Annotated in this window: 23 protein-coding genes and 1 pseudogene; 17 read left to right on the top strand and 7 right to left on the bottom strand. The window is 61.7% G+C overall.

Annotated features, from left to right (window positions below; all coding sequences use genetic code 11):
- From O7A70_RS23690 to O7A70_RS23655, 8 genes and pseudogenes are all read left to right on the top strand, one after another.
- Positions 1–309 carry a ferredoxin gene (locus O7A70_RS23690; protein WP_337129695.1) on the top strand — a complete coding sequence of 103 codons (309 nt, stop codon included), beginning with the start codon at positions 1–3 and terminating at the stop codon, positions 307–309.
- The gene (locus O7A70_RS23685; protein ID WP_337129694.1) at positions 296–1,132 is read left to right on the top strand and encodes an SDR family oxidoreductase; all 837 of its coding nucleotides are present in this window, start codon (positions 296–298) and stop codon (positions 1,130–1,132) included. Before O7A70_RS23690 ends, O7A70_RS23685 begins: the two co-directional genes overlap by 14 nt.
- Entirely contained in the window at positions 1,132–2,475 is a 1,344-nt protein-coding gene (locus tag O7A70_RS23680; protein ID WP_337142577.1) for a cytochrome P450, read from the top strand. Before O7A70_RS23685 ends, O7A70_RS23680 begins: the two co-directional genes overlap by 1 nt.
- A gap of 155 nt (positions 2,476–2,630) precedes the next feature.
- Entirely contained in the window at positions 2,631–3,629 is a 999-nt protein-coding gene (locus O7A70_RS23675) for a polyprenyl synthetase family protein (RefSeq protein WP_337129742.1), read from the top strand.
- 203 nt (positions 3,630–3,832) lie between these two features.
- Positions 3,833–5,383 carry a hypothetical protein gene (locus O7A70_RS23670; RefSeq protein ID WP_337142576.1) on the top strand — a complete coding sequence of 517 codons (1,551 nt, stop codon included), beginning with the start codon at positions 3,833–3,835 and terminating at the stop codon, positions 5,381–5,383.
- Positions 5,380–6,282, top strand: a complete 903-nt coding sequence (locus O7A70_RS23665; protein ID WP_337142575.1) for a terpene synthase family protein — start codon at positions 5,380–5,382, stop codon at positions 6,280–6,282. Before O7A70_RS23670 ends, O7A70_RS23665 begins: the two co-directional genes overlap by 4 nt.
- Positions 6,283–6,346: 64 nt before the next feature.
- Positions 6,347–6,994: pseudogene (locus tag O7A70_RS23660) on the top strand (type 2 isopentenyl-diphosphate Delta-isomerase); the annotation flags it as partial.
- Between the two features lie 233 nt (positions 6,995–7,227).
- Positions 7,228–8,196, top strand: a complete 969-nt coding sequence (locus O7A70_RS23655; RefSeq protein WP_337142574.1) for a Tim44 domain-containing protein — start codon at positions 7,228–7,230, stop codon at positions 8,194–8,196.
- On the opposite strand, the gene O7A70_RS23650 is transcribed toward O7A70_RS23655, so the two are convergent.
- A complete protein-coding gene (locus O7A70_RS23650) occupies positions 8,175–8,558 on the bottom strand; it encodes a hypothetical protein (protein WP_337142573.1) in 384 nt (127 codons plus the stop codon). The genes O7A70_RS23655 and O7A70_RS23650 overlap by 22 nt on opposite strands.
- A gap of 54 nt (positions 8,559–8,612) precedes the next feature.
- On the opposite strand from O7A70_RS23650, the gene O7A70_RS23645 reads away from it, so the two are divergent.
- From O7A70_RS23645 to O7A70_RS23610, 7 genes are all read left to right on the top strand, one after another.
- Positions 8,613–8,834: a hypothetical protein gene (locus tag O7A70_RS23645; protein WP_337092170.1), complete on the top strand. Its 222-nt coding sequence runs from the start codon at positions 8,613–8,615 to the stop codon at positions 8,832–8,834.
- 797 nt (positions 8,835–9,631) lie between these two features.
- Entirely contained in the window at positions 9,632–10,312 is a 681-nt protein-coding gene (locus O7A70_RS23640) for a hypothetical protein (RefSeq protein WP_337127964.1), read from the top strand.
- Positions 10,305–10,991, top strand: coding sequence for an RES family NAD+ phosphorylase (locus tag O7A70_RS23635; RefSeq protein WP_337142572.1), 687 nt, complete (start codon positions 10,305–10,307; stop codon positions 10,989–10,991). Before O7A70_RS23640 ends, O7A70_RS23635 begins: the two co-directional genes overlap by 8 nt.
- A 744-nt stretch (positions 10,992–11,735) precedes the next feature.
- The gene (locus tag O7A70_RS23625; protein WP_337142571.1) at positions 11,736–12,278 is read left to right on the top strand and encodes a cytochrome b; all 543 of its coding nucleotides are present in this window, start codon (positions 11,736–11,738) and stop codon (positions 12,276–12,278) included.
- A gap of 13 nt (positions 12,279–12,291) precedes the next feature.
- Positions 12,292–12,618: a PepSY domain-containing protein gene (locus O7A70_RS23620; protein ID WP_337142570.1), complete on the top strand. Its 327-nt coding sequence runs from the start codon at positions 12,292–12,294 to the stop codon at positions 12,616–12,618.
- Positions 12,618–13,283, top strand: coding sequence for a response regulator transcription factor (locus O7A70_RS23615; RefSeq protein WP_337127968.1), 666 nt, complete (start codon positions 12,618–12,620; stop codon positions 13,281–13,283). Before O7A70_RS23620 ends, O7A70_RS23615 begins: the two co-directional genes overlap by 1 nt.
- The gene (locus O7A70_RS23610) at positions 13,283–14,626 is read left to right on the top strand and encodes a sensor histidine kinase (RefSeq protein ID WP_337142569.1); all 1,344 of its coding nucleotides are present in this window, start codon (positions 13,283–13,285) and stop codon (positions 14,624–14,626) included. Before O7A70_RS23615 ends, O7A70_RS23610 begins: the two co-directional genes overlap by 1 nt.
- A 25-nt stretch (positions 14,627–14,651) precedes the next feature.
- Here the strand turns inward: O7A70_RS23610 and O7A70_RS23605 are convergent, their stop codons facing one another.
- The 3 genes from O7A70_RS23605 to O7A70_RS23595 are packed head-to-tail and all read right to left on the bottom strand — an operon-like array spanning position 14,652 to position 17,689.
- On the bottom strand, positions 14,652–16,163 hold the full coding sequence (locus O7A70_RS23605; protein ID WP_337142568.1) for an RnfABCDGE type electron transport complex subunit D: 1,512 nt from the start codon (positions 16,161–16,163) through the stop codon (positions 14,652–14,654).
- A complete protein-coding gene (locus O7A70_RS23600; protein ID WP_337142567.1) occupies positions 16,160–16,903 on the bottom strand; it encodes an FAD:protein FMN transferase in 744 nt (247 codons plus the stop codon). Before O7A70_RS23600 ends, O7A70_RS23605 begins: the two co-directional genes overlap by 4 nt.
- Before the next feature lie 3 nt (positions 16,904–16,906).
- Entirely contained in the window at positions 16,907–17,689 is a 783-nt protein-coding gene (locus O7A70_RS23595) for an FMN-binding protein (RefSeq protein ID WP_337142566.1), read from the bottom strand.
- A 523-nt stretch (positions 17,690–18,212) separates the two neighbouring features.
- Here O7A70_RS23595 and O7A70_RS23590 point away from each other — a divergent pair.
- Complete coding sequence (locus tag O7A70_RS23590; RefSeq protein ID WP_337142565.1) at positions 18,213–18,602, top strand: hypothetical protein; 390 nt, start codon at positions 18,213–18,215, stop codon at positions 18,600–18,602.
- Between the two features lie 1,947 nt (positions 18,603–20,549).
- On the top strand, positions 20,550–23,210 hold the full coding sequence (locus tag O7A70_RS23585) for a PAS domain S-box protein (protein WP_337142564.1): 2,661 nt from the start codon (positions 20,550–20,552) through the stop codon (positions 23,208–23,210).
- A gap of 207 nt (positions 23,211–23,417) precedes the next feature.
- On the opposite strand, the gene O7A70_RS23580 is transcribed toward O7A70_RS23585, so the two are convergent.
- From O7A70_RS23580 to O7A70_RS23570, 3 genes are all read right to left on the bottom strand, one after another.
- Positions 23,418–24,890 (bottom strand): trypsin-like peptidase domain-containing protein, encoded by a 1,473-nt coding sequence (locus tag O7A70_RS23580; protein ID WP_337127975.1) that lies wholly within the window; start codon positions 24,888–24,890, stop codon positions 23,418–23,420.
- Between the two features lie 135 nt (positions 24,891–25,025).
- Positions 25,026–25,322 carry a hypothetical protein gene (locus tag O7A70_RS23575; protein WP_337127976.1) on the bottom strand — a complete coding sequence of 99 codons (297 nt, stop codon included), beginning with the start codon at positions 25,320–25,322 and terminating at the stop codon, positions 25,026–25,028.
- 65 nt (positions 25,323–25,387) lie between these two features.
- Positions 25,388–26,002, bottom strand: a complete 615-nt coding sequence (locus tag O7A70_RS23570) for an AraC family transcriptional regulator (RefSeq protein WP_337127977.1) — start codon at positions 26,000–26,002, stop codon at positions 25,388–25,390.
- Positions 26,003–26,550: the final 548 nt, after the last annotated feature.

The following is a 26,550-nucleotide window of genomic DNA, read 5'->3' as shown; positions in this document are numbered from 1 at the left end:
ATGCGCGTCGTGGTTGACCAGGATCTGTGCGGAACTACCGGGCAGTGCGTGCTGACGCTGCCGGGCACCTTTCGCCAGCGCCAACCGGACGGCGTGGCCGAAGTGCGCGTGGCGACGGTCCCGCAGGCGATGCACGCCGCCGTGCGGCTCGCGGCCAGCCAGTGCCCGGTCGCTGCCATTCGGGTCATCGAACGCGACGCTGGCGATGACGAGCGCGCCAGCGCCGACCCTGAGCCTTCTCCGTGGAAGGCTGAGCGGCATGCCGCGCAAGACCAACGCAATCCAGTAGGACACGATGGGACGGTTTGAAGGCAAGGTGGCCGTGGTGACCGGCGCCGGCGCCGGCATCGGCAATGCGTGCGCTCTCGCCATCGCGCGCGAGGGCGGCAGAGTGGTGGTGGCCGACATTGATGGCTCGGCGGCCATCGCCTGCACCGCGCAGATCGCGGCCGAAGCGGGCCACGCGCTGGCCCTGGGCATGGACATCGCCGATGCGACGGCGGTGGCAGCGCTGTTCGAAACAGCGCAGCGGCACTTCGGTGGGGTCGATCTGCTGGTGAACAACGCGAGCGCCATGCATCTGACCCCGTGCGACGGCGCGATCCTCGACCTGGACCTGGCGGTCTGGGATCAGACCATGGCGACCAATCTGCGCGGCACGCTGCTCTGCTGCCGGCAGGCCATCCCACGGATGATCGCCCGCGGCGGTGGCGCGATCGTCAACATGTCGTCCTGCCAGGGACTCAGCGGTGATACCGGGCAGACGTCCTACGCCGCGTCGAAGGCGGCGATGAACATGCTGTCGGCCTCGCTCGCCACCCAGTACGGTCATGCGCAGATCCGCTGCAACGCGGTTGCGCCGGGTCTCATTATGACCGAGCGTCTCCTCGCCAAGCTGGACGAGTGCATGCAACGGCATCTGCGCCGGCACCAGCTCCTGCCGCGCGTCGGCCGCCCCGAGGACGTGGCCGCGCTGGTGGCGTTCCTGCTCTCCGACGATTCTGAGTTCATCACCGGCCAGGTCGTGTGCATCGACGGCGGCATGCTGGCGCATCTGCCGACATACGCCGACGGTGGCAACAGCCGCGCCGCGCGGGCTGCCGGCGACATCGAAGGAGGGGCGCGCTGCTGATGGACATGCTGCTCAACCCGCTGGACCGTCGGCACCGGCTGCGAGACGACATCCCGGTCATGCCCGGCGCTTTCCCCCTGGTCGGACATCTTCCCGCCATTGTCTGCGATCTGCCGCGCCTGCTGCGGCGCGCGGAACGGACGCTGGGCAGCCACTTTTGGCTGGATTTCGGCCCTGCTGGACACCTGATGACCTGCGTGGATCCGGATGCGTTCGCACTGCTCCGGCACAAGGACGTGTCCTCGGCGCTGATCGAAGAGATCGCGCCCGAATTGCTTGGCGGAACGTTGGTCGCCCAGGACGGCGGCGCGCACCGGCAGGCGCGCGATGCGATCAAGGCGGCGTTCTTACCCAACGGGCTCACTCAGGCCGGCATCGGCGACCTGTTCGCGCCCGTCATTCGGGCGCGGGTGCAGGCGTGGCGCGACCGCGGTGACGTAACCATCCTGCGCGAAACCGGCGACCTGATGCTCAAGCTCATCTTCAGCCTCATGGGAATCCCCGCGCAGGACCTGCCGGGATGGCATCGCAAGTACCGGCAACTGCTGCAGTTGATCGTCGCGCCTCCGGTCGATCTGCCCGGACTGCCCTTGCGGCGCGGCCGCGCCGCCCGCGACTGGATCGACGCGCAGTTGCGCCAGTTCGTCCGCGACGCACGCGCGCATGCCGCGCGCACCGGATTGATCAACGACATGGTGAGCGCCTTCGATCGCAGCGACGATGCGCTCTCCGATGACGTCCTGGTCGCCAATATCCGCTTACTGCTGCTTGCCGGTCACGACACCACCGCCTCGACGATGGCCTGGATGGTGATCGAGCTGGCGCGGCAGCCTGTGCTGTGGGACGCCCTGGTCGAGGAGGCGCAGCGCGTGGGCGCGGTGCCGACCCGGCACGCGGACCTGGCACAGTGTCCGGTTGCCGAGGCGCTGTTCCGCGAGACGCTGCGCGTGCATCCGGCGACCACGCTCCTGCCGCGTCGCGCGGTGCAGGAATTGCAACTTGGCCAACGGCGCATTCCCGCGGGCACCCATTTGTGCATCCCGCTGCTGCATTTCTCGACCTCAGCGCTGCTGCACGAGGCGCCTGATCAGTTCCGGCTGGCGCGGTGGCTGCAACGCACGGAGCCGATCCGGCCCGTGGACATGCTGCAGTTCGGTACCGGCCCACACGTCTGCATCGGCTACCACGTGGTATGGCTGGAAATGGTGCAGTTCTGCATCGCCTTGGCGCTGACTATGCACAAGGCCAGGGTGCGGCCGCGGTTGCTGAGCGGCGTCGAAAAAGGCCGGCGCTATTACCCGACCGCACATCCCTCCATGACAATCCGCATCGGATTCTCATGAGCTGGCATCGCATGCCCGGTTTGGCGAGGCAGCGGCGCCGGCGATGCGCGGCAGTGCTGCACTCGCCGCGCACGCTCGGTGCGACGCCGGCAACACCGCGGCGGCTCGCCGCTCGCCGTGGCCTTCTCCTGTCAGGTACAGAGGACATGAACAACATGCAGGCCGGTTCCACGCTACACGACGACCGAACTCGCGTTTCCGCGCTCGGCGGATTGGACGCGCAGGTGCGCGGCGCATCCGGCAGGCTGCTGTCGGAGATCTGGATGCAGGACGGCGCAAAGCGGGTCGAAAAGGCGTTGGCGCGTCTTCTCTGCGCCGAAGAGGACGGTGAGACCGAGCTGATGGCGGCGATGCGCTACGCCACCTTGCACGGCGGGAAGCGCACCCGCGCCTTGCTCTGTCTGGCTGCCGGCGCACTGGCCGAAAGGCCGGCGCAGATGCTCGACGACGTCGGCGCCGCCATCGAGATGATGCACGCCTGTACCCTGGTCCACGACGACCTGCCCGCGATGGACGACGACGTTCTTCGCCGCGGCCTTCCTACCGTGCACGTCAAGTTCGGCGAAGCCACTGCGATCCTGGTCGGCGATGCGCTGCAGGCGCACGCCTTTCTGACCCTGGCGAGCCTGGATGCGCCGGGCGACAACAGTATCGCGCTCGTGCGCGAACTGGCGCAGGCGGTGTCCGCCGAGGGTGCCGCAGGCGGCCAGGCCATGGATCTGTCGCTGGTGGGAAAGCACGTCGAGCTGGACAGGATCGTGGCGATGCACCGGATGAAGAGCGGAGCGCTAGTGCGCGCGTCCGTTCGAATGGGCGTGCTATGCGCCATCGCGGAGGATGCCGCGCACGCTGCGCTGTACTGTGCGCTCGATCGCTACAGCGCCTGTTTCGGCTTGGCGTTGCAGGTGGTCGACGACATTCTCGACGCGACAGCGGATACCGCGACGCTGGGCAAGACCCCCGGCAAGGACGCGGCGGCGCAGAAGCCGACCTGCGCGTCGATCATGGGGCTGCGGGCGGCGCGCCAGTTCGCGCTGGATCTGTTGCACGACGCCGGGGAGGCCATCGCCCCGCTGGGGCCGCGTTCGGGACGGTTGGCGCAGATGCTGCAGCGGGCCAACGCGTATCTGTTCAAGCACGCGCCAGGCGCATGAGCGCGCCCGTCCGCATGGAGAGTCGTCCCTGTGCCGTTGCGATCGGCCGGCGGCAGCGGTGCATGCTGCACTATATCCCAGTCCGAGCAGCAGTTGGCCAGCCGGCCACGGCGCACGCGGCGCGCTACGCGCTAGCCTATGCGGCGGACCGGCATCTGCCCCATCCTGGTCCTCGTCAAACGTCTGTAGAAGGAACGTCCCGCGTGAACGCGCTGTCCGAACAGATCCTTTCCGAATTGCGCCACCTGCTGCGCAAGATGAGCGACGGCGGCAGCGTCGGTCCGTCCGTCTACGACACGGCGCGAGCTCTGCAGTTCCACGGCAACGTCACCGGTCGGCAGGACGCATACGCGTGGCTCATCGCGCAGCAACAGGCCGATGGCGGATGGGGGAGCGCTGACTTCCCGCTGTTCCGCCATGCGCCCACGTGGGCGGCGTTGCTGGCATTGCAGCGTGCCGATCCTCTTCCCGGCGCTGCCGACGCAGTTCAGGCTGCAACCCGATTCCTCGAGCGCCAGCCCGATCCCTACGCGCATGCGGTGCCGGAAGACGCGCCGATCGGCGCGGAGCTGATCCTGCCGCAGTTGTGCGGCGAGGCCGCATCCTTGCTGGGTGGCGTGGCGTTTCCGCGCCACCCGGCGCTGTTGCCGTTGCGGCAAGCGTGCATGCTCAAGCTGGGGGCGGTGCCGACGTTGCCGAGCGGCCATCCGTTGCTGCACTCCTGGGAAGGCTGGGGGACGTCGCCGACCACCGCATGCCCGGATGACGACGGCAGCATCGGCTCCAGTCCGGCGGCCACCGCCGCGTGGCGTGCGCACGCCGTGATACAGGGGAGCACGCCGCAGGTCCGGCGCGCCGACGCGTATCTGCAGGCGGCATCGCAGGCGACACGCAGCGGCATTCAGGGTGTCGTTCCCAACGTCTGGCCGATCAATGTGTTCGAGCCATGCTGGTCGCTGTACACCCTGCATCTGGCCGGGCTGTTCGCGCATCCCGCCCTCGCCGAGGCGGTGCGCGTGATCGTCGCGCAGCTCGACGCCCGCCTGGGCGTGCGCGGTCTGGGCCCGGCCTTGCACTTCGCGGCCGATGCGGACGACACCGCCGTTGCGTTGTGCGTTCTGCGCCTTGCAGGCCGCGCCCCGGTGGTCGATGCGTTGCGCCATTTCGAAATCGGCGAGCTGTTCGTCACCTTCCCCGGCGAGCGCAATGCCTCGGTGTCGACCAACATCCATGCCCTGCATGCGTTGCGATTGTCGGGAGAGCCCGCCGCCGGCACTAGCGCCTACGTCGAGGCAAATCGCAACCCGCACGGTCTATGGGACAACGAAAAATGGCACGTTTCGTGGCTGTATCCCACCGCGCATGCGGTCGCGGCGCTCGCGCAAGGCAAGCCCCACTGGCGCGACGAGCGCGCGCTGGCGGCACTGCTGCAGGCGCAGCGCGACGACGGCGGATGGGGCGCCGGTCACGCGTCCACATTCGAGGAAACCGCCTATGCGCTGTTTGCGTTGCACGTGATGGACGGGGGCGAAGAGCCGACAGGGCGCCGGCGCATTGCGCAGGCGGCGGCGCGTGCGCTGAAGTGGATGCTCGCCCGCCATGCGGCGCATGCCTTGCCGCAGACGCCGCTGTGGATCGGCAAGGAACTGTATTGCCCCACCCGGGTCGTGCGCGTGGCCGAACTCGCCGGGTTGTGGCTGGCGCTTCGTTGGGGGCGGCGCGTCCTGGCCGAGGGCGCGGGAGCGGCGCCATGATCCAGACCGAACGCGCGCTGCAGCATGTGCTGGAGTGGGGGCATTCCCTGACCGGGTTCGCCGACGAGCATGCCGTGGAAGCGGTCAGGGGCGGCCAGTACATCCTGCAGCGCATCCAGCCGAGCTTGCGCGACACCAGCACCCGCTCCGGCCGCGATCCGCAAGACGAAACGCTGATCGTAGCGTTCTATCGCGAACTGGCGCTGCTGTTCTGGCTAGACGATTGCAACGACCGTGGCCTGATCGCGTCGGAGCAGCTCGCCGCGGTGGAGCAGGCGCTGGGGCAGGGCCTGCCGTGCGCGCTCCCCGGATTCGAGGGCTGCGCTGTGCTGCGCGCTTCGCTGGCCGCGCTCGCCTACGATCGTCGCGACTATGCTCAGCTTCTCGACCATACCCGGCGCTACTGCGCGGCGCTGCGCGCCGGACACGCGCAGGCGGCAGGGGCGGGACGCTGGTCCTACGCCGAGTACCTGCACAACGGCATCGATTCGATCGCCTACGCGAACGTGTTCTGTTGCCTGTCGTTGCTGTGGGGGCTGGACATGGCGATCTTGCGCGCGCGTCCGGCGTTTCGCCAGGTCCTGCGGCTCATCTCCGCGATAGGGCGCCTGCAGAACGATCTGCATGGACGCGACAAGGACAGGTCGGTCGGCGAGGCCCACAACGCGGCGATCCTGCTGCTGCAGTGCTATCCGGCTATGCCTGTGGTGGAGTTCCTCAACGACGAGCTGGCCGGCCATACGCGCATGCTGCACCGGGTTCTGGCGGAAGAACGCTTTCCCGCGCCGTGGGGACCGCTGATCGAGGCCATGGCGGCCATCCGGGCGCAGTACTACCAGACTTCGACCAGCCGCTACCGTAGCGACGCTGCGGGGGGAGGCCAGCGTGCGCCGGCCTGAACGCGCGCGAGGCGGCGTGCGTGCGCCGTCGGTTCGATCCGACGCAACGCCGTCGACCGCGAGCATGAGCGGCCCCCTGAGCCGGCGCAAGGACAACATTTGGACATCGTGCTGGATGGGCGAACGGCGCCAGCCACGGTCGCTGCCGGCCGGGAGTACATTCGCATCGAACACTGCGCATTGCCCGAGTTGGACCTGACGCAGATCGACATGCGCGCCTACTGCTGGGCAGGACCATGCGAGCGCCGCTGCTGATCAGCTCCACGACCGGCGGCAAGCCACGCGCCGAGGCCATCAACCGGCATCTGAGCGAGGCAGCGCAAGCCTTGGGGACCGCCAGATCGGTTCGCAGCGCGTGAGCCTGCAATCCCGCAACTCCAGGGGCTGACGCGCGCGTTGCGCCGACTGGCCCCAGACATTCCCTTGCTGGCCAATATCGGCCTCGCGCAATTGCGCGAGGCCGACGGCCTGCACGTGACGCGCCGCGCGCTGGATGCGCTGAAGGCCGATGGACTCATCTCCATCTCAATCCGCTGCAGGAAGCGCTACAGCTGGAGGGCGACCGCAACTGGCGCGGCATCCTGGCGCAGATCGCTCGCGGCGCGCGCAGCGAGAGCGTGCCGATCGTGGCCAAGGAGTGGGGTCGGGCCTGTCCGCCTCGGTGGCCTGTGCGCCCGTCGAGGCGGGCGCGGCGGTGATCGATGTCTCCGGCGTTCTCAGGCATAGGATCGCCGTCCAGCACAAAATTCGCCTTCCCCGCGATAGGCGAATACCTACGCCAAATCACGCGCATGTCTCACCTCTGGACAATGACACCCAGGCGTTTGTCCATTTCATTTCTTTGCGCCAGTCTTACGGTTTTGTAATTTGGACGGAGCGCGGCTTGAATTGCCTTCATTGTATTTCCATTTTCGACGGACTTTGAACCGCCCGAGGGCCTTGAAAATGATTAAGCCGTTCAGTTTTCTCTCGATGCTGTTGATACTGGCGACGGCCTTTGGAATTTTGTCGGTCAATCCGTCGGAGGCACGCAGAGGCGGCAGCTTCGGCAGCCGCGGCAGCCGGACATACCAGGCGCCAGCCCCTAGCGCCACCGCACCCTCCACGATGTCAGTTCAACGCTCGATGACGCCAAACAGCCCAAGTCCGGCGTCACCGGTGCAGCCATCGCCCGTTCAGACGCGACCACGCTTCTGGAGCGGGTTTGGCGGGGGGCTCGTTGGCGGCCTGGTCGGCGGTCTGGTCTTCAATGGCATCTTTGGAATGCTGTTTGGCCATGGATTCGGCGGCTTGGGAGGCGGGTTCAGCTTCATCCTCCAGCTGCTGCTGATTGGCGGGCTTATCATGCTGGCGATGCGTTTCTTCAACCGAAACAACGGCTCCGCAGCGGCAGTCGGAAGCGGCTTTCCATTCGGCCAACAAAACTTTGGAATAGGAGCGCCAGCCTACACGGCGCCCAGCGCCGGCGCCGCGCCGGCCTATGGCGCATCCAAGACGGATGAAATCGGTATCACCCAAAACGACCTTTCCACCTTCGAACGTCTTCTCGCGGACGTGCAGGCTGCGTTCACCCGCGAGGACCATCAGGGGCTGCGCCGGCTGACGACGCCAGAAATGGTTTCCTACCTCTCCGAAGAGTTGGCCGACAACGCGACCAAGGGATTGAAGAACGAGGTATCAAATCTTCAATTCCTCAACGGTGAAGTCGCCGAAGCGTGGCGGGAGGGTACGCGCGATTATGCGACTGTGGCACTGCATTGGTCGGCTGTTGATGTCATGCGCAACCGCCAGACGTCCGTGATCGAAGATGGCGATCCCGTCAATCCGGTCGAGACGACGGAACTCTGGACCTTTACCCGTGAAGCTGGAGGAGAGTGGCTGCTGTCCGCCATTCAGGACATCACAAAGCCATAGGCATCCTTTTGCCGGGCCGAATCTAGGCGGTTTGGGAGATCGACTTCTGGGGCGTTGCCGGTGTAAACAGATGGCGGATTGCAATGCCTACGCTTCAGAAATTCTCCGGTCTTGTCCTTTTCGTGGTCGGTTCGGCGAACCGAGCCGCCGCCGGTCGACGTCTTCGTCCTGCCGACGCCCGCCTTTTTGCCCGCGCCGGCCTGGGTGAACCCGCCGCGTGACATCGTGCCGCCGCCGAACGACATCTCTTCAACAACATTCATTGCGCGCGTGGACTTTACACATTTGTAAATTGCCCACGCCGGGTAATCCGAGATACCGCTGGGCGGCGGTTCGGTTCGCGCATCCGACTTATCGGGCAACAGCACTCCCGGATGAACGAGCCGGGCCGTCCGTAAGCTATGTGGGAGAACACTATGATTCGCAAGGTTCTGGTTGCAGCCTCGGTTGTGACGCTCGTTAGCATGCCGGCATTTGCCGCCACCCAGTATTGGGTCGCGAAGGACGCCACAACGAAGAAGTGCTCCGTGGTTTCCACGAAGCCGGACGGCAAGAAGATGACCGACGCCGGAACAAAGGCATACGATTCCCAAGCCAATGCCGAGAAGGCGATGAAGTTGCTGAAAGACTGCAAATAAGGGAATTTACGCCCCTTTTGAGCTGTCGCCCGCTCTGGAACACTGGAGCGGGCTTTTTGCTGCACAGAGCTCGCGCTCGATGGCGGGACGTCATCTGCCCAGTTCGACTGCCTCGAAGTAAATCTATAATTTTTTGTAGGCCAGGAAGGTCGATCCAATTTCCTGCCTGTCAGGAAGGCAGTGTCTCGAACCTGCCGATCGGCGGCGAATGCAAACCGTCTTGGTTTTGAGGATCAATCTCGCAGGGGGAGGGGGTCGATCGCGATGCCGGTCAATGAGACCGGCGGATAAAAATGGCCGGGCTCGAATACGGCCCGGCCAAAAGAAGGTCAAAACCTTCAGAGGGAGCACCGTTCAGCGGGATGGGAGGAAATCGCCGAACGATTTTGTCTTTATGAGCACATTTTTGGGCTGCTGCGACGAACGTCATTCCAAAGAATAGCCCAACTGACAAAATTCGTACTCTGGATACGCGCTTTCTGCGGGATCGAGAAAATGGGCGTCGTGGCGATGTGCCGACATGGTCCCGACATTCCGGATCGCTCACGCGCGCCTGCTCCGCCAATTCTCCGAAAGGCCGAGCAGCGATATGGTCGCACCCAAGCGAGCCTCAAGAAGAACGGCACCGGAATGCCTTCTACGCCCGCGGGTAGCGTCCAACGGGATGGACGCTCGCGCGCCTAAATAGCCGGTTTCGAGGCTAACTCAACCGGGTTGTCGACGTTGACGGCATGTCGCTCTTGATGATCGAGATTATCATGCTATATAGATAACCACGATAACCGGGAGGCGAACCTGTGGTTGCTGCCAACAAAACAATTGAATTCTCCCGTGTTGGGACGCTCACGGGAACGCCGGAGCAGGTCCGAACCGGGCTCAGCCGGCTGAAGGCGGAACAGGTCGTCGCGCTGACAATTGAGCACGGCAGTGAATCCGCCGCCAAGGCTTTCGCCCAGACGGTTGCAGGCCTCGCCCCTTTGGTCGGTGCCATTCTCAAACGCCGACAAGATGAAGCATTCAACTCAATCATCGAGGCACTGGTGCCGGAGGTTCCTCCTCCACACCATAAGCTCGTCGAGGCGCGTATGGTGGCAGATGCGCGTAAGGCGGTGCTGGAAAGTGGCGACTGGCTGACAGCCGCGGAGGTCGCGAAGGTCGCCGGCTTCAGTGCCAGCAATCCCAGCGCCCAGCCGAACAAATGGAAGAAGGAGGGACAGGTCTTCGCCGTGCGCCATCGCGGCGTCGACTACTTCCCCGGATACGCACTGGACCCATCGACCGACTTCCGGCCGGTCAAGGCGCTGGCACGGGTTCTACACATCTTCCGGGGGAAGAAGGACGATTGGGGTCTCGCCTACTGGTTCGCCTCGGTCAACAGCTTCCTTGGCGGAAAGAGGCCGCAGGATTTGCTCATCAGCGAGCCCGAGCGCCTCGTCGGCGCCGCCGAAGACGAGGTGGCCGGCGTACTCCATGGTTGAAAGGAAGTTGGCGACGCGACGCCTGCTTGTCGTGGGCACAAAGGTCCCCAAACCCCAGAACGACCTCGGCTCACTGGTGAAGACAATGATCTGGCCTGGTGGCCGGGTCATTCACCGAATCCACCTCAGTCTCTACGGTGGGAGTGCATTCAATCCGGGCGTCAAGGGCAACGCACGATTCAGCCCAATTCAGAACGCGGCCGGCGCAAGCATCCCGACGCTTTATGGCGGCACGACCTTCGACTGCGCCGCGATGGAGACGGTATTCCACGACGTGTCATTCGCACCGGGGCTGAAGACCTTCGATAAAGCGAAGCTCACTGAGCAAGTCTATTCGACGGTGACATGCCAGCGCGACTTGGTGCTGGTCGACCTCAGCTCGACTGCGCTGAGGTCGCTTGGTATCCGCCGCGGCGAGCTCATCGATACGGAAAAGGACCAGTATCCGGGCACGCGCAAGTGGGCCGAGGCCATCCACGCGCAGTGCCCCGCGATTGAAGGGTTGTGCTGGGTTTCTCGTCAGGATGATCGTGCCCGCGCCGTTGTCCTCTTCGGCGATCGCATCCCCACGACCGATCTCGTGCTTGCGAGCGCTTCGCGGAGCATTCTCGACGATGCAGACCTTTACTCCGACCTGTTGGCCCTGGCGGAGCGCATCGGCGTCAACGTCGCGGGCTAGCGGCCGGCGAGACGCGCGGCATTGAAGCCAGCCAGGAAGCTGCCGCAAGCTCGATGCTTTTGAGCGGGCAGTTTGGCAACTGAGTGTCACTCAGCAGCGACAGTCGCGCCTGAACGGTGGCCAGGATAAGCCCGACCTCACCGACGGGTTGAGCCGTGCGGTTCGGATCTCCGCTCGAGAACGCCGGCTACCAAATCGCGGTCCGTAGCATATGCGGTCGTCAGAAGGGGCGAAAGCTTCGAAGAAAACGAACAGGGTTGCAACTGGTCCTCGAATATCAAAGCGTGGCGCCCGCCGGTCGTAGCCAACAGGATCGGATTTCCCGCAACGCAGCCGGACCGATCAGGTCGAAGACGTGCTTGAAGAGGCAAGGTAACCCTCTGCTCGGCATTGGAACGCCCAGGCGTCAGACGAGCGCTCGGAATCCGGCGGCTTTGGGCTATTTCCGTGACCGACTTCTAACTGTCAGCGTCCTGACAGGTTGACTGACCCATTATCGCAAATCGACCCAGAAAGACGCTGTCCCGCGGCGATGTCCTCACCGCGATTGCGGTGCAGCTGATTGTGGCCAACGGTTGTTTTGCGAGCAGGTAATTTATCGTGGGTACGCACGATCGGCAGATATTTCGTCAGCCTCGGCTTGATCTAGGCGAGCCATGATCGAAGCGCAGAATCTCCGTTCAAAGAACAAAGCTTCGACGAAATCAGACTGCTTCAGAGATCCTCAAACCTGGAAAGCTCAAGATGAACTCTACCTATGCAAGCTCTCAGAAGGCCATTCACTGGGCTGTGTTTCTCCTGGTTGTCAGCCTCTATGGCCTGACCTATGTCGCCGACTTTCTTCCGCGCGGCGATCCCGGTCGCGACCTCGTATGGTGGTTTCATATTTCGTTTGGCCTGCTGCTTTTCGTCCTGGTCGTTACGCGCATCGGCCTGCGCCTGGTGCGTGGAGCGCCCGATCTGCCCGCGCAAATGACACGGCTTGAAAAATGGATGGCCAAAGTCACGCATTTTTTGCTCTACGCCCTTCTCGCAGCCATTCCGGTTCTCGGAATCCTCCTGACCTGGTATAGGGGGCAACCCTTGAGCTTCTTCGGCCTGATTACCATATCGGCCCCATTCGCACCGGATCGCGCGTCGGCCGGAACCATCAAGGAGCTCCACAGCCTCTGCGCCAATCTGATACTTATCCTTGCCGGACTTCATGCGGCTGCCGCCCTTTGGCATCATTTTGTCCGTAAGGACGACGTGCTCAAGCGAATGTTGCTGGGAGCACGCGGCTCCTGATTACGGCTTATAGATGAAGAAGGTACTGATGCGTGTCGCGATGGTTGGCTTGCTCGGCCTTGTCCTGGCCCCGCCGCATGCTGCGCATGCGGAAATGGACGACGACGGCGATCATGATCGGGCGCGAGACCTATATGAGCACGGCGAAATAGAGAGCCTGTCCAAGATAATGAGCGTGGTCCACGCCCAAGTTCCTGGCGACATAGTAGCCGTCGACTTCATCCGAATTGACGACAGGTGGGTATATAGGTTCCAGGTTGTTGCCTCCGACGGCCGCCGCAGGATCGTCGATGTGGACGCCGGGGCCGGAGCTGTCATGCACGGCAAGCACGGCGACTAATGAAAATTCTCCTCGCCGAAGATGAACCCCGTATCGCGACCGACATCTCGGCGGTTCTCAAAGCTGCTGGAATGGCCGTCGATATCGTGCGCGACGGCGAAGCTGCCTGGTTCGCAGGCGACGTCGAGAATTACGATGCGGCCATTCTGGATCTTGGATTACCAAAACTGGATGGCCTCACCGTCCTGAAACGCTGGCGTGCCAACACCCGGCGTTTTCCAGTTCTAATTCTGACCGCCAGGGGGATGTGGAGAGAGCGCGTCGAGGGCATCAACACTGGTGCTGACGATTACCTTCCCAAGCCTTTTGAAATGGAAGAACTTCTCGCTCGGTTGAGAGCAATATTGCGTCGTTCAACAGGACAGGCTGCGCCGGTGCTGAAATCAGGACCATTGCTCCTCGATACGCGCCAGATGCGCATCTCGCTCCGCGGCGTACCTGTCGCGTTGTCGCCGCTGGAATATCGGCTTCTGGCGTTTCTGATGCATCATTCCGGACGTGTGGTCGCGCCAACCGAACTTGCGGAGCATTTGTATGATTCCGGCAACGATCGTGATCCCAATGCAATCGAAGTCATAGTCGCCCGTCTTCGCAGAAAGCTCGGCAACAATGTCATCGAGACACGTCGCGGGTTCGGATACTTTGTCGCTGACGAGCCTTCCTAATGGGCAACTCGATCCGCTTCAGACTCTGGTCGGCAGCGACGATCTCGATTCTTGTCGCTCTTGCCATTGCCGGCGTCGGGCTTCGCTATCTGTTTGAATCGAACGTCGAGCGGCGGGTCGTCAGTGAACTGACTCTCGATCTCAACGAATTGATCGCTGCAACCAGCTTCACAGCCGACGGTCACCTTTCGGTCGCGCCCGCCTTGACCGATCCGCGCTTCGCAAACCCGCTGTCCGGTCAATATTGGCAGGTGGAGGACCTGAGCACACACAGTCTTGTGCGTTCACGCTCGTTGTGGGACGCGAGGCTAGTGCTGCCCGATCATCAAACTGGCGGCGAGCTGAGGCAGACCGAGGAACTCAAGGGGCCCGCCGGCGAACTTACAATTGCCGTCGCGCGTTCGATCATCGATGCCGACGGCCGTTCCTTTCGCGCCATCGTGGCGGAAGACCATCGCAGTGTGGAAGTGTCGGTGAGCAAATATGTCCGTGACCTTGCGCCTGCTCTCATCTTGCTCGCCGCTGCCCTGATGGCGGCATTCTTCATCCAGATCACTGTTGGCCTTGCTCCGCTGAGAAACCTGCGGGCGGCCGTCAGGGACGTTATCGCGCAGCGAACGGCGCGGCTAGAGGTGGCTGCGCCGACGGAGGTGCAGCCGCTCGCCGACGAAATCAACCGCCTTCTCTATGCCCAGGAGAAAGCCCTTGCACGCGCCCGATCGCGTGCCACCGACCTGGCGCATGGCCTCAAAACGCCCCTCCAGGTTCTATCGGCGGACATCCGCGCATTGCGCGAAAAGGGCGAGACGAAGCTCGCCGACGAAATCGAAAAGAGCGCGAGCGCGATCCGCCGCCATGTCGAGCGGGAATTGGCGCGCGCGCGTCTGGCACCCGGCGTTTCTGGGAAGGCATCCTGCCGGGTGCGAGAAACGGCGGCTGGCGTCATTGCTGTAGTGAGACGCACGCCGAGCGGAAAGCAGCTCGCCTTCGTCATCGACGTCGCGGAGGATCTCATGGCGCCGGTCGATGAAGGCGACCTGTCGGAGATTCTTGGCAACCTTGTGGAGAACGCGGCGCGTTTCGCGAATTCCTTGGTTCGCGTCACCGCTTCCGCCGCCGCTGGCGAGGTGGTCATCGCCGTTGCCGATGATGGTCCGGGCATTCCGGATGCGGACCGCGTATCGGTCCTGTCACGCGGCGTCCAACTGGACAGCAAGGGCGGCAGCAGCGGACTGGGTCTGGCCATAGTTTCCGACATTGTCGAAGCCTATGACGCACACCTGACCATGACCAATTCCGATCCTGGCCTGGTGGTAACCATAGTCCTGCCACGGCACTGCTAGAGCAAGACGAGCACAGGGCTGCCGTTCACGCAAACCCAGGGAAATAATCAGTCTTTAGCCTCGAACGGCGCACGCCCATGGCCAGCAGCATCTGTCGCAGTGCCTTGACCATGGCTTGCGGGCCGGAAATATAGAAGGTTCGCTCCAGGTAGTCGGGTATGGCCAGGCGCACCAGGCGGGCGTCGATATGGCCGGGATATTGGCCCGGCCCGGTGCCCTTTGCCACGGCGTGAAACGTCCTGATGCCCAGTTCGCGCCGCGCGGCGCCAAGCACGTCGCGATAGGCGATATCCTCCTGGGTTTCGGTGCCGTAGAGAACGACGATCGGCCGTGCCTCCTTGCGATCGATCAGGTACTGCAGCATCGAACGGAACGGCGTGATGCCGATGCCGCCGGCCAGGAAAGCCATCTTGGCCTTGGGATTGGACGGCAGCGTGAAATCGCCGGCCAACTGGGAGGCGTGGATCGTGCTGCCGGGTCTCATGGTGGCCAGCGCCCGCTTGAAGGCGCTTGATTGTGGATAGAACTTGACGCCCAGCCTAACTGATCGCTCGGTCGGCGCGGACGCGACCGTGAAATAGCGCCGGTTGCCGCGATTGTCGGAACGGTCGAGGCCAAGTGTCCATTCAAGGTACTGGCCCGCCTTGAAGGCGAGTGTTTGCTGTGACCTGAAGATGAAATCGTAGCTGTCGACGGCGGATTGCTCGACGCGTTCCAATCTCAGCACGAAACGCCCTTTCGGGCTCACAGCGTACGCGAAGAGGTTGCCCACGAGAAGCGCAAGTTCGGGCGTAAGGTAAAACGAGCCAATATGAATGTTGGGCGCGAACAGAAAGCCGACGATTGCGGCAAAGCCGATGCGCGGCCAACGTGTCGTCGGAGCCGTCAGCGGCTCGGTCAGCATCACGAAGGCGAAGAACAGCAGGGGTGACGAGCCGAAGGTCTCCGTCAGGGCGGTGCCGTAGTGAGACGGATCGGTGGTGGCCAGTATTGTCGCGAGAGCCACCACGAGGAAGGTCGCGACGAGGTCCAGCCGGCGCAGCTTGCGCACCACAAGAACGCCTCCGATGAGCACGAAGGGAAGCAGCCAGATATTGCCCCCCGCCCACCAGGTGGCGGGCCGGTCGAGCAAAAGCGCGGTGAGAGCGACACCCAGCGCGGCCGGATTAAAAAGATGCTTCCTTCCGATGGCGAGCATGTATTTCGAGGAAATCGCCCAGACCGCGGCGAGTACAATCGCCCCGATCACTTGGAGGTCCGTGGCGGCGACCGGATCGAGGATCAGCGTCAGGATGAGGGCGGTGATGTAGAGGGATTCGCTGTTGGCTGGGACATCGAAAGTGCGCGCAAAAACCTTATTGGTAATCCAGCAGGCGGCTAACACCAAACCGGTCGTGAAGGCGAGCGCGACGGGATCTTGTGGCACAAGCTTAACGAAGCCGAACACGAAAGCCGTGCCCACCAGCGCGATCAAATAATAGAGCACCAGCCGGTACATGGTCAGATGGTCGAGAAATCGGTCGATGGTCTTTATCATTCTTGGCAAAAAACTCCGAAGCCGCTGGTCAGCGTGGCGCGGCCATTGACGTCGACGATGTAGCCTTCCAAGTCCGGCATACGCTCGAGGAAGTGGATGCCGTCCTTGCCCATGGCGAAGGCTGCGGTGGCAAAACGGTCGGCTTCGAGCACGTCAGGGCCGATCACTGTCAAACTGACGATGTCTGCGATGGAACCTCCAGGCCCATGGGGATCATAAATGTGTTGCCCCCGCACATATGTGCCGGATGTGGCCACGCCGCGTCCGCGCGGCCAGATGATCTTAATGACTTCGGCCGCGTTGAAGGGATTGCGGATGCCGACGCACCAGTCCCGGCCCGCGCCGTTCCTGCCACTGGACTGGATGTCGCCTCCGGCCTCGATGAAGAAGTCGCGGATCCCCGCCCGCCGGACGATTTCGGCAGCGTTGCAGATGGCCCAACCCTTGACGATCCCGGACGGGTCGAGCGAACCATCGGCCTTGCGAATATCAAAATATCCGTCCGTCTCCTTCCTAGTCCGTTCGGCGAGCGCCATCACTTCAAGCATTTCGCGGCTCCAGTTGCGTACCGGGACATCGCCACGATTGATGGCCGAGATCTCACTTCCCGCCCGGTAGGTGCTGAAACGGCTGTCGACAGCAGCGAAGTAATCGAAGACCGTGTCGATCAGGGCGCCATCGGGCGCAGTTGCGACATCGACCGTGACTGGCATGCCCATCAGAATCCGGGTTTCGCGCATGACTCACGAAGACGCCTTCTCCAGCGCGCCGGCAAGGGACTGGATAAAGGCCCTGCTGGTCAGCGTCGCGCCCGAAATGATGTCGACATCAGCGCTTTGCGCGCGGATCGCCTCGTCGCGCAGCATGGGCAGAGCCCGCCGGTTGATGCTGACAGACGTGCGGCGATCACTCGGGTATTTGAGCACCTTGAGCGCCGTGAGTCGGCCGTTCTGAATGAGAGCCTGGAGCTGGATGATGCCGTAATAGGCGTCGGCTGCGGGCCCGGTGTAGACCCCGTCGGCATAGCCGTGGGCCACGAGCTTCATGCCGGTACGCATGACGTGAGCCGGCGCTTGCGGATATGCCGGTCTCGGCTGCGGGATCGGTACATAGGCAGCCGGCGTCACAGCGAAAGACGGGGTTTCCGGCACGGCGGGGCTGGCGGGCGCTGGGGCTAACTTTTGCTCCGGTGTCGGAGGCGGCATCTGAGAAGCCTGCGGCTGACCGGCGGCGAGTGCCGATTTCGGCGCAGGCGCTGCAATACCCGCCGTGGTTTTCTTTCCAATCTCACGCGGCATTCTCGGCGTTGGCGCCCTCCGCACATTTTCTTGACGAACATTGGGCAGGGCTGCTGCAGGTGCAGCAACTGGATAGGCCGCAGCCAGTGGAACGACTGGCGGCAATGCGTCCCCGTTTGCATTGGCGGATAGGGCGCTATCAATCATGGCTGAGCCGTGACTCGACTGATCCCAGATACAAGCGCCCGACGACGCGATGACGATAAGTGACAAAGCGATCTGTTTCATAGGGCTGCGTTCCACACTGAATTGTGCGCCGACAAATCGACTGAGCATGCATTGTCGCATCACCAAGCTGACAATTGGCTGTCAGGTATTCCCCGGGGGGCATTCTGACTTCGTTGTCGGTTTTAACGACCCTTCCTGGCGGCACCCTGCAAGCAGGTCCTGAACTGACCGGGCGCAGATGTGGGGTAGAGAAATCGTCGGGAAGCGGGATGGGCCGAAAGCTGTTTTCATAGAGGCGCGGATCATCCCGCCTCCGAAGGAGGAAACAGGGAATCTGGGCTGGAGGCTCGTTGGGCCATAGCACCACCCGACAGTTCCGATAATGCGCTCGCCTCCCCGATCCCAGGTCGGTAAGATACAAATTTTCTCGGATTAATATTCTGTAATAATCGATGACGTTTCGTGTTTATACTCACCAGTATGACGGCCATAACCACAAGGTATCATTTATACGAGAACTTCTGCACCTATTTCTAGGACAGCTTTCGGAATTCTCCGAGAGCCTTTAGATCAGGAGCATATCATGAGAAAAGTAACAGCAATCTTGGCGACGTTGGCCCTGGGCGCGGCGCTTGCAACTGGAACGGCAACTGTCTCGATGGCCCGCGGCGGCGGGGGCGGCGGCCATGGCGGCGGCTTCGGTGGCGGTCACAGCATCGGTGGCGGCTTCAGCGGCGGCCATGGCTTCGGCGGCCACGGTCTTGGGGGCGGCGCTCGTGCCTTTGGTGGCATTGCTGGCAGTCGTGCCGTTGCTCGCAATTTCGGCGTCAACCATGCAGTCGCAATTGGCCATGACCGCGTTGCGGCGCGGGACTTCCGGCGGGATCGCCGAGACGATCAGTACTGGGGGCCGTACCCCTACTGCGAGTACCCGTACCGCTACGATGTTCCCCCCTACGCTCCTTGCCTGTGAGGGGGCTTGAGTGATCGTTTTGCACGGCATCGCAAGCGTGTCCGACGCTTGCGATGCCGTGCAAATAAGCAAATCCGGGCGCCTCCCTAAAGGAGGTTTTCGCCGATTCCGAAAATCAGTTCGATCCGGCAGGATCGGAATTCCGGCCTTTCGGTGCACCCATAGAAGCTGAATGGCGACGGGATGCGAACAAAGACTTAGATGGCGGGCTTCTTGATTGCGACTATCATCTCGGCCGAGCGGTCAAAGTGCCGAGCGCTGATCGACCCGGCGCCTAGCGAAGAGCCCGGGCTACCGACGACCTCAGCTGCGCCACCTCAGGCGACACCATTCCCCGCTCGAGTAGAGTTTATGACCAAGGTACAAATACGAAAGTATATGGCAACCGACCTGAGCAGATAGGCCGCGCAAACCGGCATACAATGGAGCGGCATGCCAGACGCGGTAAATTCCAGCTAGCGACGAGTTGAGCTTCTTGCTCCCCAATTAGGAGCGTGCGCCGTGTCGACGCGGATCGCTGAAGGGCAGCGTTGTCGTCGAGGCGGGGCATCAATTCGGCTGCACAAGGAACCATCGGCTTTGTTTAATATGCGGAGATAGAAAAATGCTTTGTATCAACTGTAATTCTGCGTTTCACCGGCGACCTTCCCAGTACTATTTCTGCTCGAGTGCATGCTGGGAATACGCCAAGATAAACACTCCTTGGAGGATTCTATCGGATGGCCTAGGTCTCTTCGCGACTCCTGCCAAGCACCACAGCAGGTGCAGTCGTCGGCGGTCCAGAAGAAGCGTGAGGGCTATCATCCAATCCACGGGTGAAGTGGGGCCTATCGGGACAAGCGTGGAAGCAGTCACCTGAACCTGCGCTCCGCGTCCGAATTGGCCGGCCAGCCGAAATGATAACTTTGCGACATTGGTGTCCGATCGGCTCCGTGAACTCCAGTAACGATTATTGATCCCGACAGAACTCTAGGTGCCCACCTTGTCTGTCGTCATGCCCGCGGTCCGCGCGGCGTTTCTTGGCTCCATCGTCGAGAGGGTCCAGGCATTCACAATTGTCTTGGCAATAGGGACGCTTCGCGGATGGCGCCCCCGTCGCCCTGGGTTGCGTTTGCTGTCTTGGCCGGCGCAATCCTGCTGAGCGCTCCGTTGCTGTCTAGGTACCGATACATTCCTCCATTCGGCGTCGGTACCCCATGCTGCATCTGTTCGGCATAAGGTGGCTGCGAAAGGCCTCACTCAAGATGGCGGGTTCACTCTGTTGCGCGATGAGAATGCCGTCTTTGCGCCCGGTACGGCTCGAAAGCGGGGCACAGCAACGTCGCCCACGCCTGGATTCGATGCGGGGATGACTGAGTTCAGGGCTGTCCTGCTGGAAGGATTGGAGGTCGCTTTCATTGTACTCGCAGGCCTGCCGCGGCCTCCTGCTTCCGGCTTCTCTGGGTGCGCTTGCCGCTTTGCGCGTCGTCCTGGTCTTTGGAAACCTGATCCGCCGACCGCGTTGGCGGTTTCCGAGAACCAGCCCAGGTTCGGTGTCGGCTTTCTTGATCTATCCGGAAAATAGCGGAAAGTGCCGAGGCTTGGCCCTCCGGAACTGGCAAGCGAGGAACAAATACGGCAAAATTTACATAGCGCTGTTGGGGACACGGAGCTAAACCACCGAACGGAGCGCAAGCCATGATGCGGCCAGGCAGACGGTTCAGCTAACGGGTTGAACTGGCCAGTTGACCATGGCCCGCTCCGGGCACTCAATTGCGCGGAGGCAATCCTCCCCAAATTTTTCTTATGACACCTACCGAGCAGAACTTGAGGTTGTATTCACTGAGACCCGCGGCTTGGACGCACCAGCCCTAAGATGTCGCTATTCGTTTTATCCATTGCAAACGCTCGGCATCTAGCGCTCTGTAGAATTTTCCGGTGATCGCAGAGCGCCAGGCGAGAGCCAAGATGATAAACCAGTTGCACCCGATTCGGAGCGCCAGCAAGACGCTACCTCCCATTGCAACCGGCGCCGTTGCGGCAGCAATCTTCATTGCCGACACCGTCACGGAGGCCGACATCCCGGTTGGCGTTTTCTATGTTGCCGTTGTACTGATGACTGCCCGATTCTGCCGCGCGCGGGGCCTCGTACTCGTAGCCGCCGGGTGTGTTGTTCTCAGCTTGTTGAGCTATTTTTTGTCGGCACCCGCGGCCCCGGACGCTCCTGGTGTTGTCAACCTTTTAATCAGCATCGGTGCCATCGGCGTGACGGCCCTGCTCGTGGTGCAAGGCCAATCAGCGGCAGAAACACTGCGCGAACAGGCCAGTCTGCTTGGCCTTTCGCACGACGCCATTTTCGTGCGTGATCTGCACGATCGGATCACCTACTGGAATCGCGGCGCCGAGAGCCTGTATGGATGGACGAGCGACGAAGCTGTGGGAAACCTGTGCCATCAGCTCATGCAAACGACCTTTCCCGCGCCGCTTGAAAAGATCAATGTCGAGCTGCTGCGCAGCAGCGGCTGGGAAGGAGAGCTGATCCATACGAAGCGCGATGGAACGCAAGTCGCGGTCGCAAGCCGATGGGCATTGCAGCGGGATGGGCGAGGCGACCCTGTCGCGATTTTGGAGACCAACAACGACATCACCGAGCGCCAGCGGGCAGAGGAGGCGCTGCGCGAGAGCGAGAGACGATACAAAAGCATCTTTCGGACGGCAGGCGTGTCGATATGGGAAGAGGATTTTTCTCTGATCAAAGCCGCGATCGACAAGCTCAAGGCCCAAGGCGTGGAAGACTTCCATGCTTATTTCGCTGGACATCCGGAGTTCGTAGTAGAATGCATTTCACTGGCGAAGGTGGTCGACGTGAACGACGCCACGATTGAGCTGTTCAAGGCCCAGAGCAAGAACCAGCTCCTGGACTCGCTAAATGCCGTATTTACCCCGGACACGATGGACGCGTTTGCCGGGGAACTGATCGCCGTCGCAGAAGAACTCTCCCTTTTTTCAGCCGAAACGACGCTTCAAACACTGACGGGAGACAAACTGACGGTCCTTTTTGCGATCACCTTCCCACCGGGACCTTCCAAGCTCGACCGGGTATTGGTGACAGTTACGGACATCACAAAGCGCAAGCGGGCCGAGGAGGCGCTTCGTGAAAATGAAGAAAAGTGGAGGGGAGTATTCGAGCACAATCCGACCATGTATTTCATGATCGATACCACCTTGACCGTGCTGTCTGTGAATCCCTACGGAGCTGAGCAACTTGGCTATGCGGTCGACGAGTTGGCGGGCGAATCCGTCCTCAAGATTTTTCATGAAGATGATCGAGCTGAAGCCCAACGCAATATGACGAGGTGCCTCGATCAACTCGGCAAAGTCGCCAGTTGGGAGCTGCGTAAGCTCCGCAAGAGCGGCGAGGTGCTCTGGGTTCGCGAAACCGCCAGAGCCATGCTGATGAAGGGTGTACCGGTCATCTTGATCGTCTGTGAGGACATCACAGAACGCAAACGCGCCGAGTATCTGGCGGGCCAGGTATTTGAAAGCTCACCCGACGCCATCTCCATGGTTGGAAGAGACCATCGCTATCGACGCGTAAATCCGGTTTATGAGCGACTTTGGGGAGTGCCGGTCAACATGTGCATTGGGAAGCATGTGGCTGATCTTTTGGGGGCCGCGGCCTTTGAACAGACCATCAAACCGCATTTGGATCGGTGCTTCGAGGGCGAAGAAGTACGCTACACCGAGTGGTTTACCACCGCGCTCGGGCGCCGCTACCTCGCCATGTCGTACACACCGTTGCGGATGAATTCCAACCACATCGAAGCCGCACTTGTGGTCGTACGCGATCTTACGGACCACATTTTAATCTCGGAGGCCTTGCGAACTGCTCAGGCGGAGCTCGCACGTGTCAACCGCGTCACCACCATGGGGCAACTCACGGCCTCAATCGCACATGAGGTAAGCCAGCCCATCACCGCCACCCTCGCCAACGCTCAGGCGGCGTTGCGGTGGCTGGGGGGCCGACCGCCCAACGTTGAGGAGGTACGGCACGCACTCGATGAAATCGTGAAAAGCAGCAACCGGGCGGGCGACGTCATCGGCAGAATCCGCGCTCTCGTCAAAAAGGCACCCCCTCGGAAAGATCGGTTCGATCTCAACGAAGCCGTTCGGGATGTGATTGTGTTGACACGCAGTGAAGTGCTGCGGCATCGCGTTTCGCTACAGGCTGAGCTCGCGAGAGATCTGGCGCCGGTTAGTGGCGACCGTATCCTGCTGCAGCAGGTGCTCCTCAACCTGATCATGAATGCCGTCGAGGCGATGAGCAACACAACCGAAGGGAAACTGAACCTGCGGATCAGCACCGAGACAGAGACGGATGGGGGGGTACGCGTGGCAGTGTGCGATTGCGGCCCGGGATTGGACCCTCAGAGCCTGGACCGCGTTTTCGATGCCTTCTACACAACCAAACCGGACGGCATGGGCATGGGCCTGGCAATCTGCCGATCGCTCGTAGAAGCCCATGGCGGACGGCTTTGGGCCACCGCGAACCAACCGCGGGGTGCTGTTTTTCAGTTCACACTGCCTCCGGAAGGTGATGAGACCGCCTCCGCCCCACGCGCCAGCTAGCCGCCCGAATTTCTACGAAATGCCTGAAGATGTTGCGGGAACCACCAGGTGGCTGCTTTCCGAAGACGCTGAGCTTGTCACGGCACAGGACATGGTGGTTGATGCCGGGTCTACCATGGGAGGGCCGCGCTTATGAGCGAGGCACTGTCGTTCATGACCTCGATATGCGATGCCATCATCGCAGATTGTGTGGTTTGGATGACTACGCTAAGCGTTTGTGAGAGGTAGCGCCACGAACCGTATGGCATCGCCCGATTTGATTCGTATCAGCGCGGCGGCCTTGCCGCTGTTGCGGAGCGATGCAAGACTCGTGTGGACATCGTTGGGGTTCGAGACCGTCTTGCCGCCGACCTCGAGAATGATGTCGCCAGCCTGCAAGCCATGCTCCGCTGCCTGACCGTTGGGATCGACGGACACGACCATCACTCCCGGCTTGCTGGTGCCCGCAGTCTGGTTTGCAGGCGCTAGCACAAACCCAAGATCTTGCTTGTTGGGAGTGCCAACCCTGCTCTCGGTTGGTGCGGTGACCTGTGGCTGGCGGTCGACCGGCATGGTTCCGAGCTTCATGTTCAGGTCCTTGGCCTCGCCATTGCGATAGATGCTTAATGACACCGTAGTCCCCGGCGCCATTTCGCCGATCTTCTGCGCCAGGTCTAGGGGGGCATCAATCGGAGCACCATTGACGGCCGTGATGGCATCCCCCGGCTTCACCCCTGCTTTGATAGCCGGGCCAGTAGGCTCCACATCGTCGACAAGAACGCCTCTCGCCTTGCTCAAGCCAAGCGCAGCGGCAATATCCGCGACGATCGGTTCATCATGAAGGCCGAGCCAGCCGCGCGTCACATATCCCTTGTCCTTGAGTTGAGCGACAACCGCTTTCACGGTAGCCGCCGGAATGTCGAAGCCAATTCCGACCGAGCCTTCGGAGGGCGTGAAGATGGCCGTGTTGACGCCGATCACATTCCCCTCGATATCGAAGGCCGGGCCGCCGGAATTGCCTCGGTTGATCGGGGCGTCGATCTGAATGAAGTTGTCATAGGGGTTGGCATTGATGTCGCGTCCTTCTGCGGAAACGATGCCAGAAGTGACAGTACCGCCGAGACCGTACGGATTGCCGATCGCGATCACCCAATCACCAACGCGCGGTTGCCGGTCGGCAAATCTGACGTACGGAAAATCGTGACCGTCAACCTTGATCAGGGCGAGGTCAGTCTTGGCATCCGTGCCGACGACCTTGGCCTTGTAGCTCTTGCCGTCGCCGGTGGCCACTACGACGGCCTCGGCATGATCGACCACGTGGTTGTTGGTTACCGCGTAGCCATCTGCCGAGATGAAGAAACCCGATCCCTCGCCGAGGATCACTCCGTGTTCACCTGACGAGGCTGAATCAGGCGACACAGCCGGGCTTTGGCCTGCATCTGTGCTTGCAGTCTCTCGGGTTTCATCGATTATCACGCGCACCGACAGGACAGCCGGTCTGACCTTAGCCACGATATTGGCAAAGCCGTCGGGTGGAGCAGCAGGTTCGGCGGCTTGCGCCGTATCGGCCTGTCTTGAAAAGCCGAGTTCATGGAGCGCCAGCGTCCCACCAAGCAGTGCAACAGATCCGAGAACGGCCGCCGTGACCCCCAAACGGTAAGCTTGTGGCCTGGATTGACGGGAGTTGATGTACTTAACCATGGCTTATCTTCCTTCTGATGGACGAACAACCAGCCGAGACTGAGTATGGCTGGAGCTCTGGTGCCGCGGCTGGTTGCGGTCCGAGGTCCGGAGAACCCAATTGATTAGTCGGGCAGCTGCGTGAGTTCAGGTGCCTCAACCCACGCTCGTCACAATGGCAGCCTGGTCAGGTATGAGAAGCACCCGATAAGCCCTGGCGTCGCACCGCAGCAGATAAGCGGTTTCGTTGGGTACAGATTCGGCATCGAGACGCTCCGCCGAGATCGGCCCCTTGCAGGGGAAACCCTGGCTTCGAGCCTGGTCGGCAACGATCGCCGCAGCGGTTTCGCCGCCTTGAGCCGATGCAGTCAGCGAGGAGCCTGCCACACAGGCCGGGGTGATGATTGCCGTGACGATCGATAAAACCTGCCAATATTTGAGCTTGCTCTTCATTTCGGTCTCCTTGGCTATTCTTCGCCATTCTCCTGCGATCGATCCGCAGGAGAGGCCAGTTGCGATCAGGTGCGGGAAGTGGCGAGCGTCCGGTGACCGGCGGTTCGCCCACGGGTCTCTCCCGAATTGATTGAACGCCAACGGTTCGGCGTCTCGCCGACGAAACGTTTGAAGACGACGCTAAAATGGGATTGCGTTTGGAAGCCTATGTTGAGGGCAATCTCAACCAGCGGCGTTTGGGTCTGTGCGAGCATTTCCTTGGCACGTTCGATACGTCGCCGTAGAAGAAATTCGTGCGGACGTATCCCTGTTGCAGCACGAAATTGGGCAGCAAAGTGCATCCGGCTGAGCCCCGTTGCCGCGGCCATGTCGCCCAATGTGATCGTTTCTCCGAGATTTGCCTCGATGTACTCGGCGGTGCGCTTGAGGCGCCACATGGGGAGTGTGTTCCGGGGCTGGGGCGAACACTGGTTCCCCCGATATGCGGGATCGTGCAAGGCAAGCAACCGAGCGACAAGGGCGAGGCGGAGCGAATCTGCATAGAGGCAGGCGAAATCCTCCTGGCTGCACTCGGCAGCCTCGAGCGCCTGCGACAGCTGTTCGACGATGGGATCGGCCGGTTGCTGGATTCCGCTGGCCGGTTTTAGCAGGCCCGCCGCCGTGCCATTGCCGGTGAACAAGTCGTCGCCAGTCGGACGAGCTGTCGGCAATCCAGCTACCGAAAGGAGAAGGTCGAGATGCTCGAGAATGATCGAGATCTCCGGCGAGTTTGCCAGGTCTGGACTGTCAGGGAATGAACTTGATGGGTCGGATGCATGTGCTCCCCTAACGCGGACAATTGGCGCCGGAAGACGCGGAGGAGCCAGGTACTCTTGCCCTGATCGACCAACATGAGACTCAGACGCACGCGCTTGCTGCATTGGAGTAGCTCCTGAAATTCCTGCCCATCATCAATCACGATGCCGTAGTTCCCGAACAAATCCGAATGGGCTACCGAACTGGCTTCAGTTGACCTCAACTGACATGGACCGAAACTACAACTCGCTGAGATTTTCTCCATTCTATATGAGTTTAACAGGGATCATCTCCTGATATGGGTGGCCGCACACTTTGGTATTCCTGTCCACGGAGTTCGTGTTGCCGATATCGCGCCCATGTCGTTGCTACTATGGCCATCTCCAGCTGATGCAAACCTTTGTATGGTTCCTAAGCAGTCCAGATTTTTGTA

It is taken from the genome of Mesorhizobium sp. Cs1299R1N1, from assembly GCF_037179655.1.
In the GTDB taxonomy this organism is placed as follows: domain Bacteria; phylum Pseudomonadota; class Alphaproteobacteria; order Rhizobiales; family Rhizobiaceae; genus Mesorhizobium; species Mesorhizobium salmacidum.
Note: the sequence above shows the minus strand (reverse complement) of the source record. Positions and strands in the feature narration are given on the sequence as shown.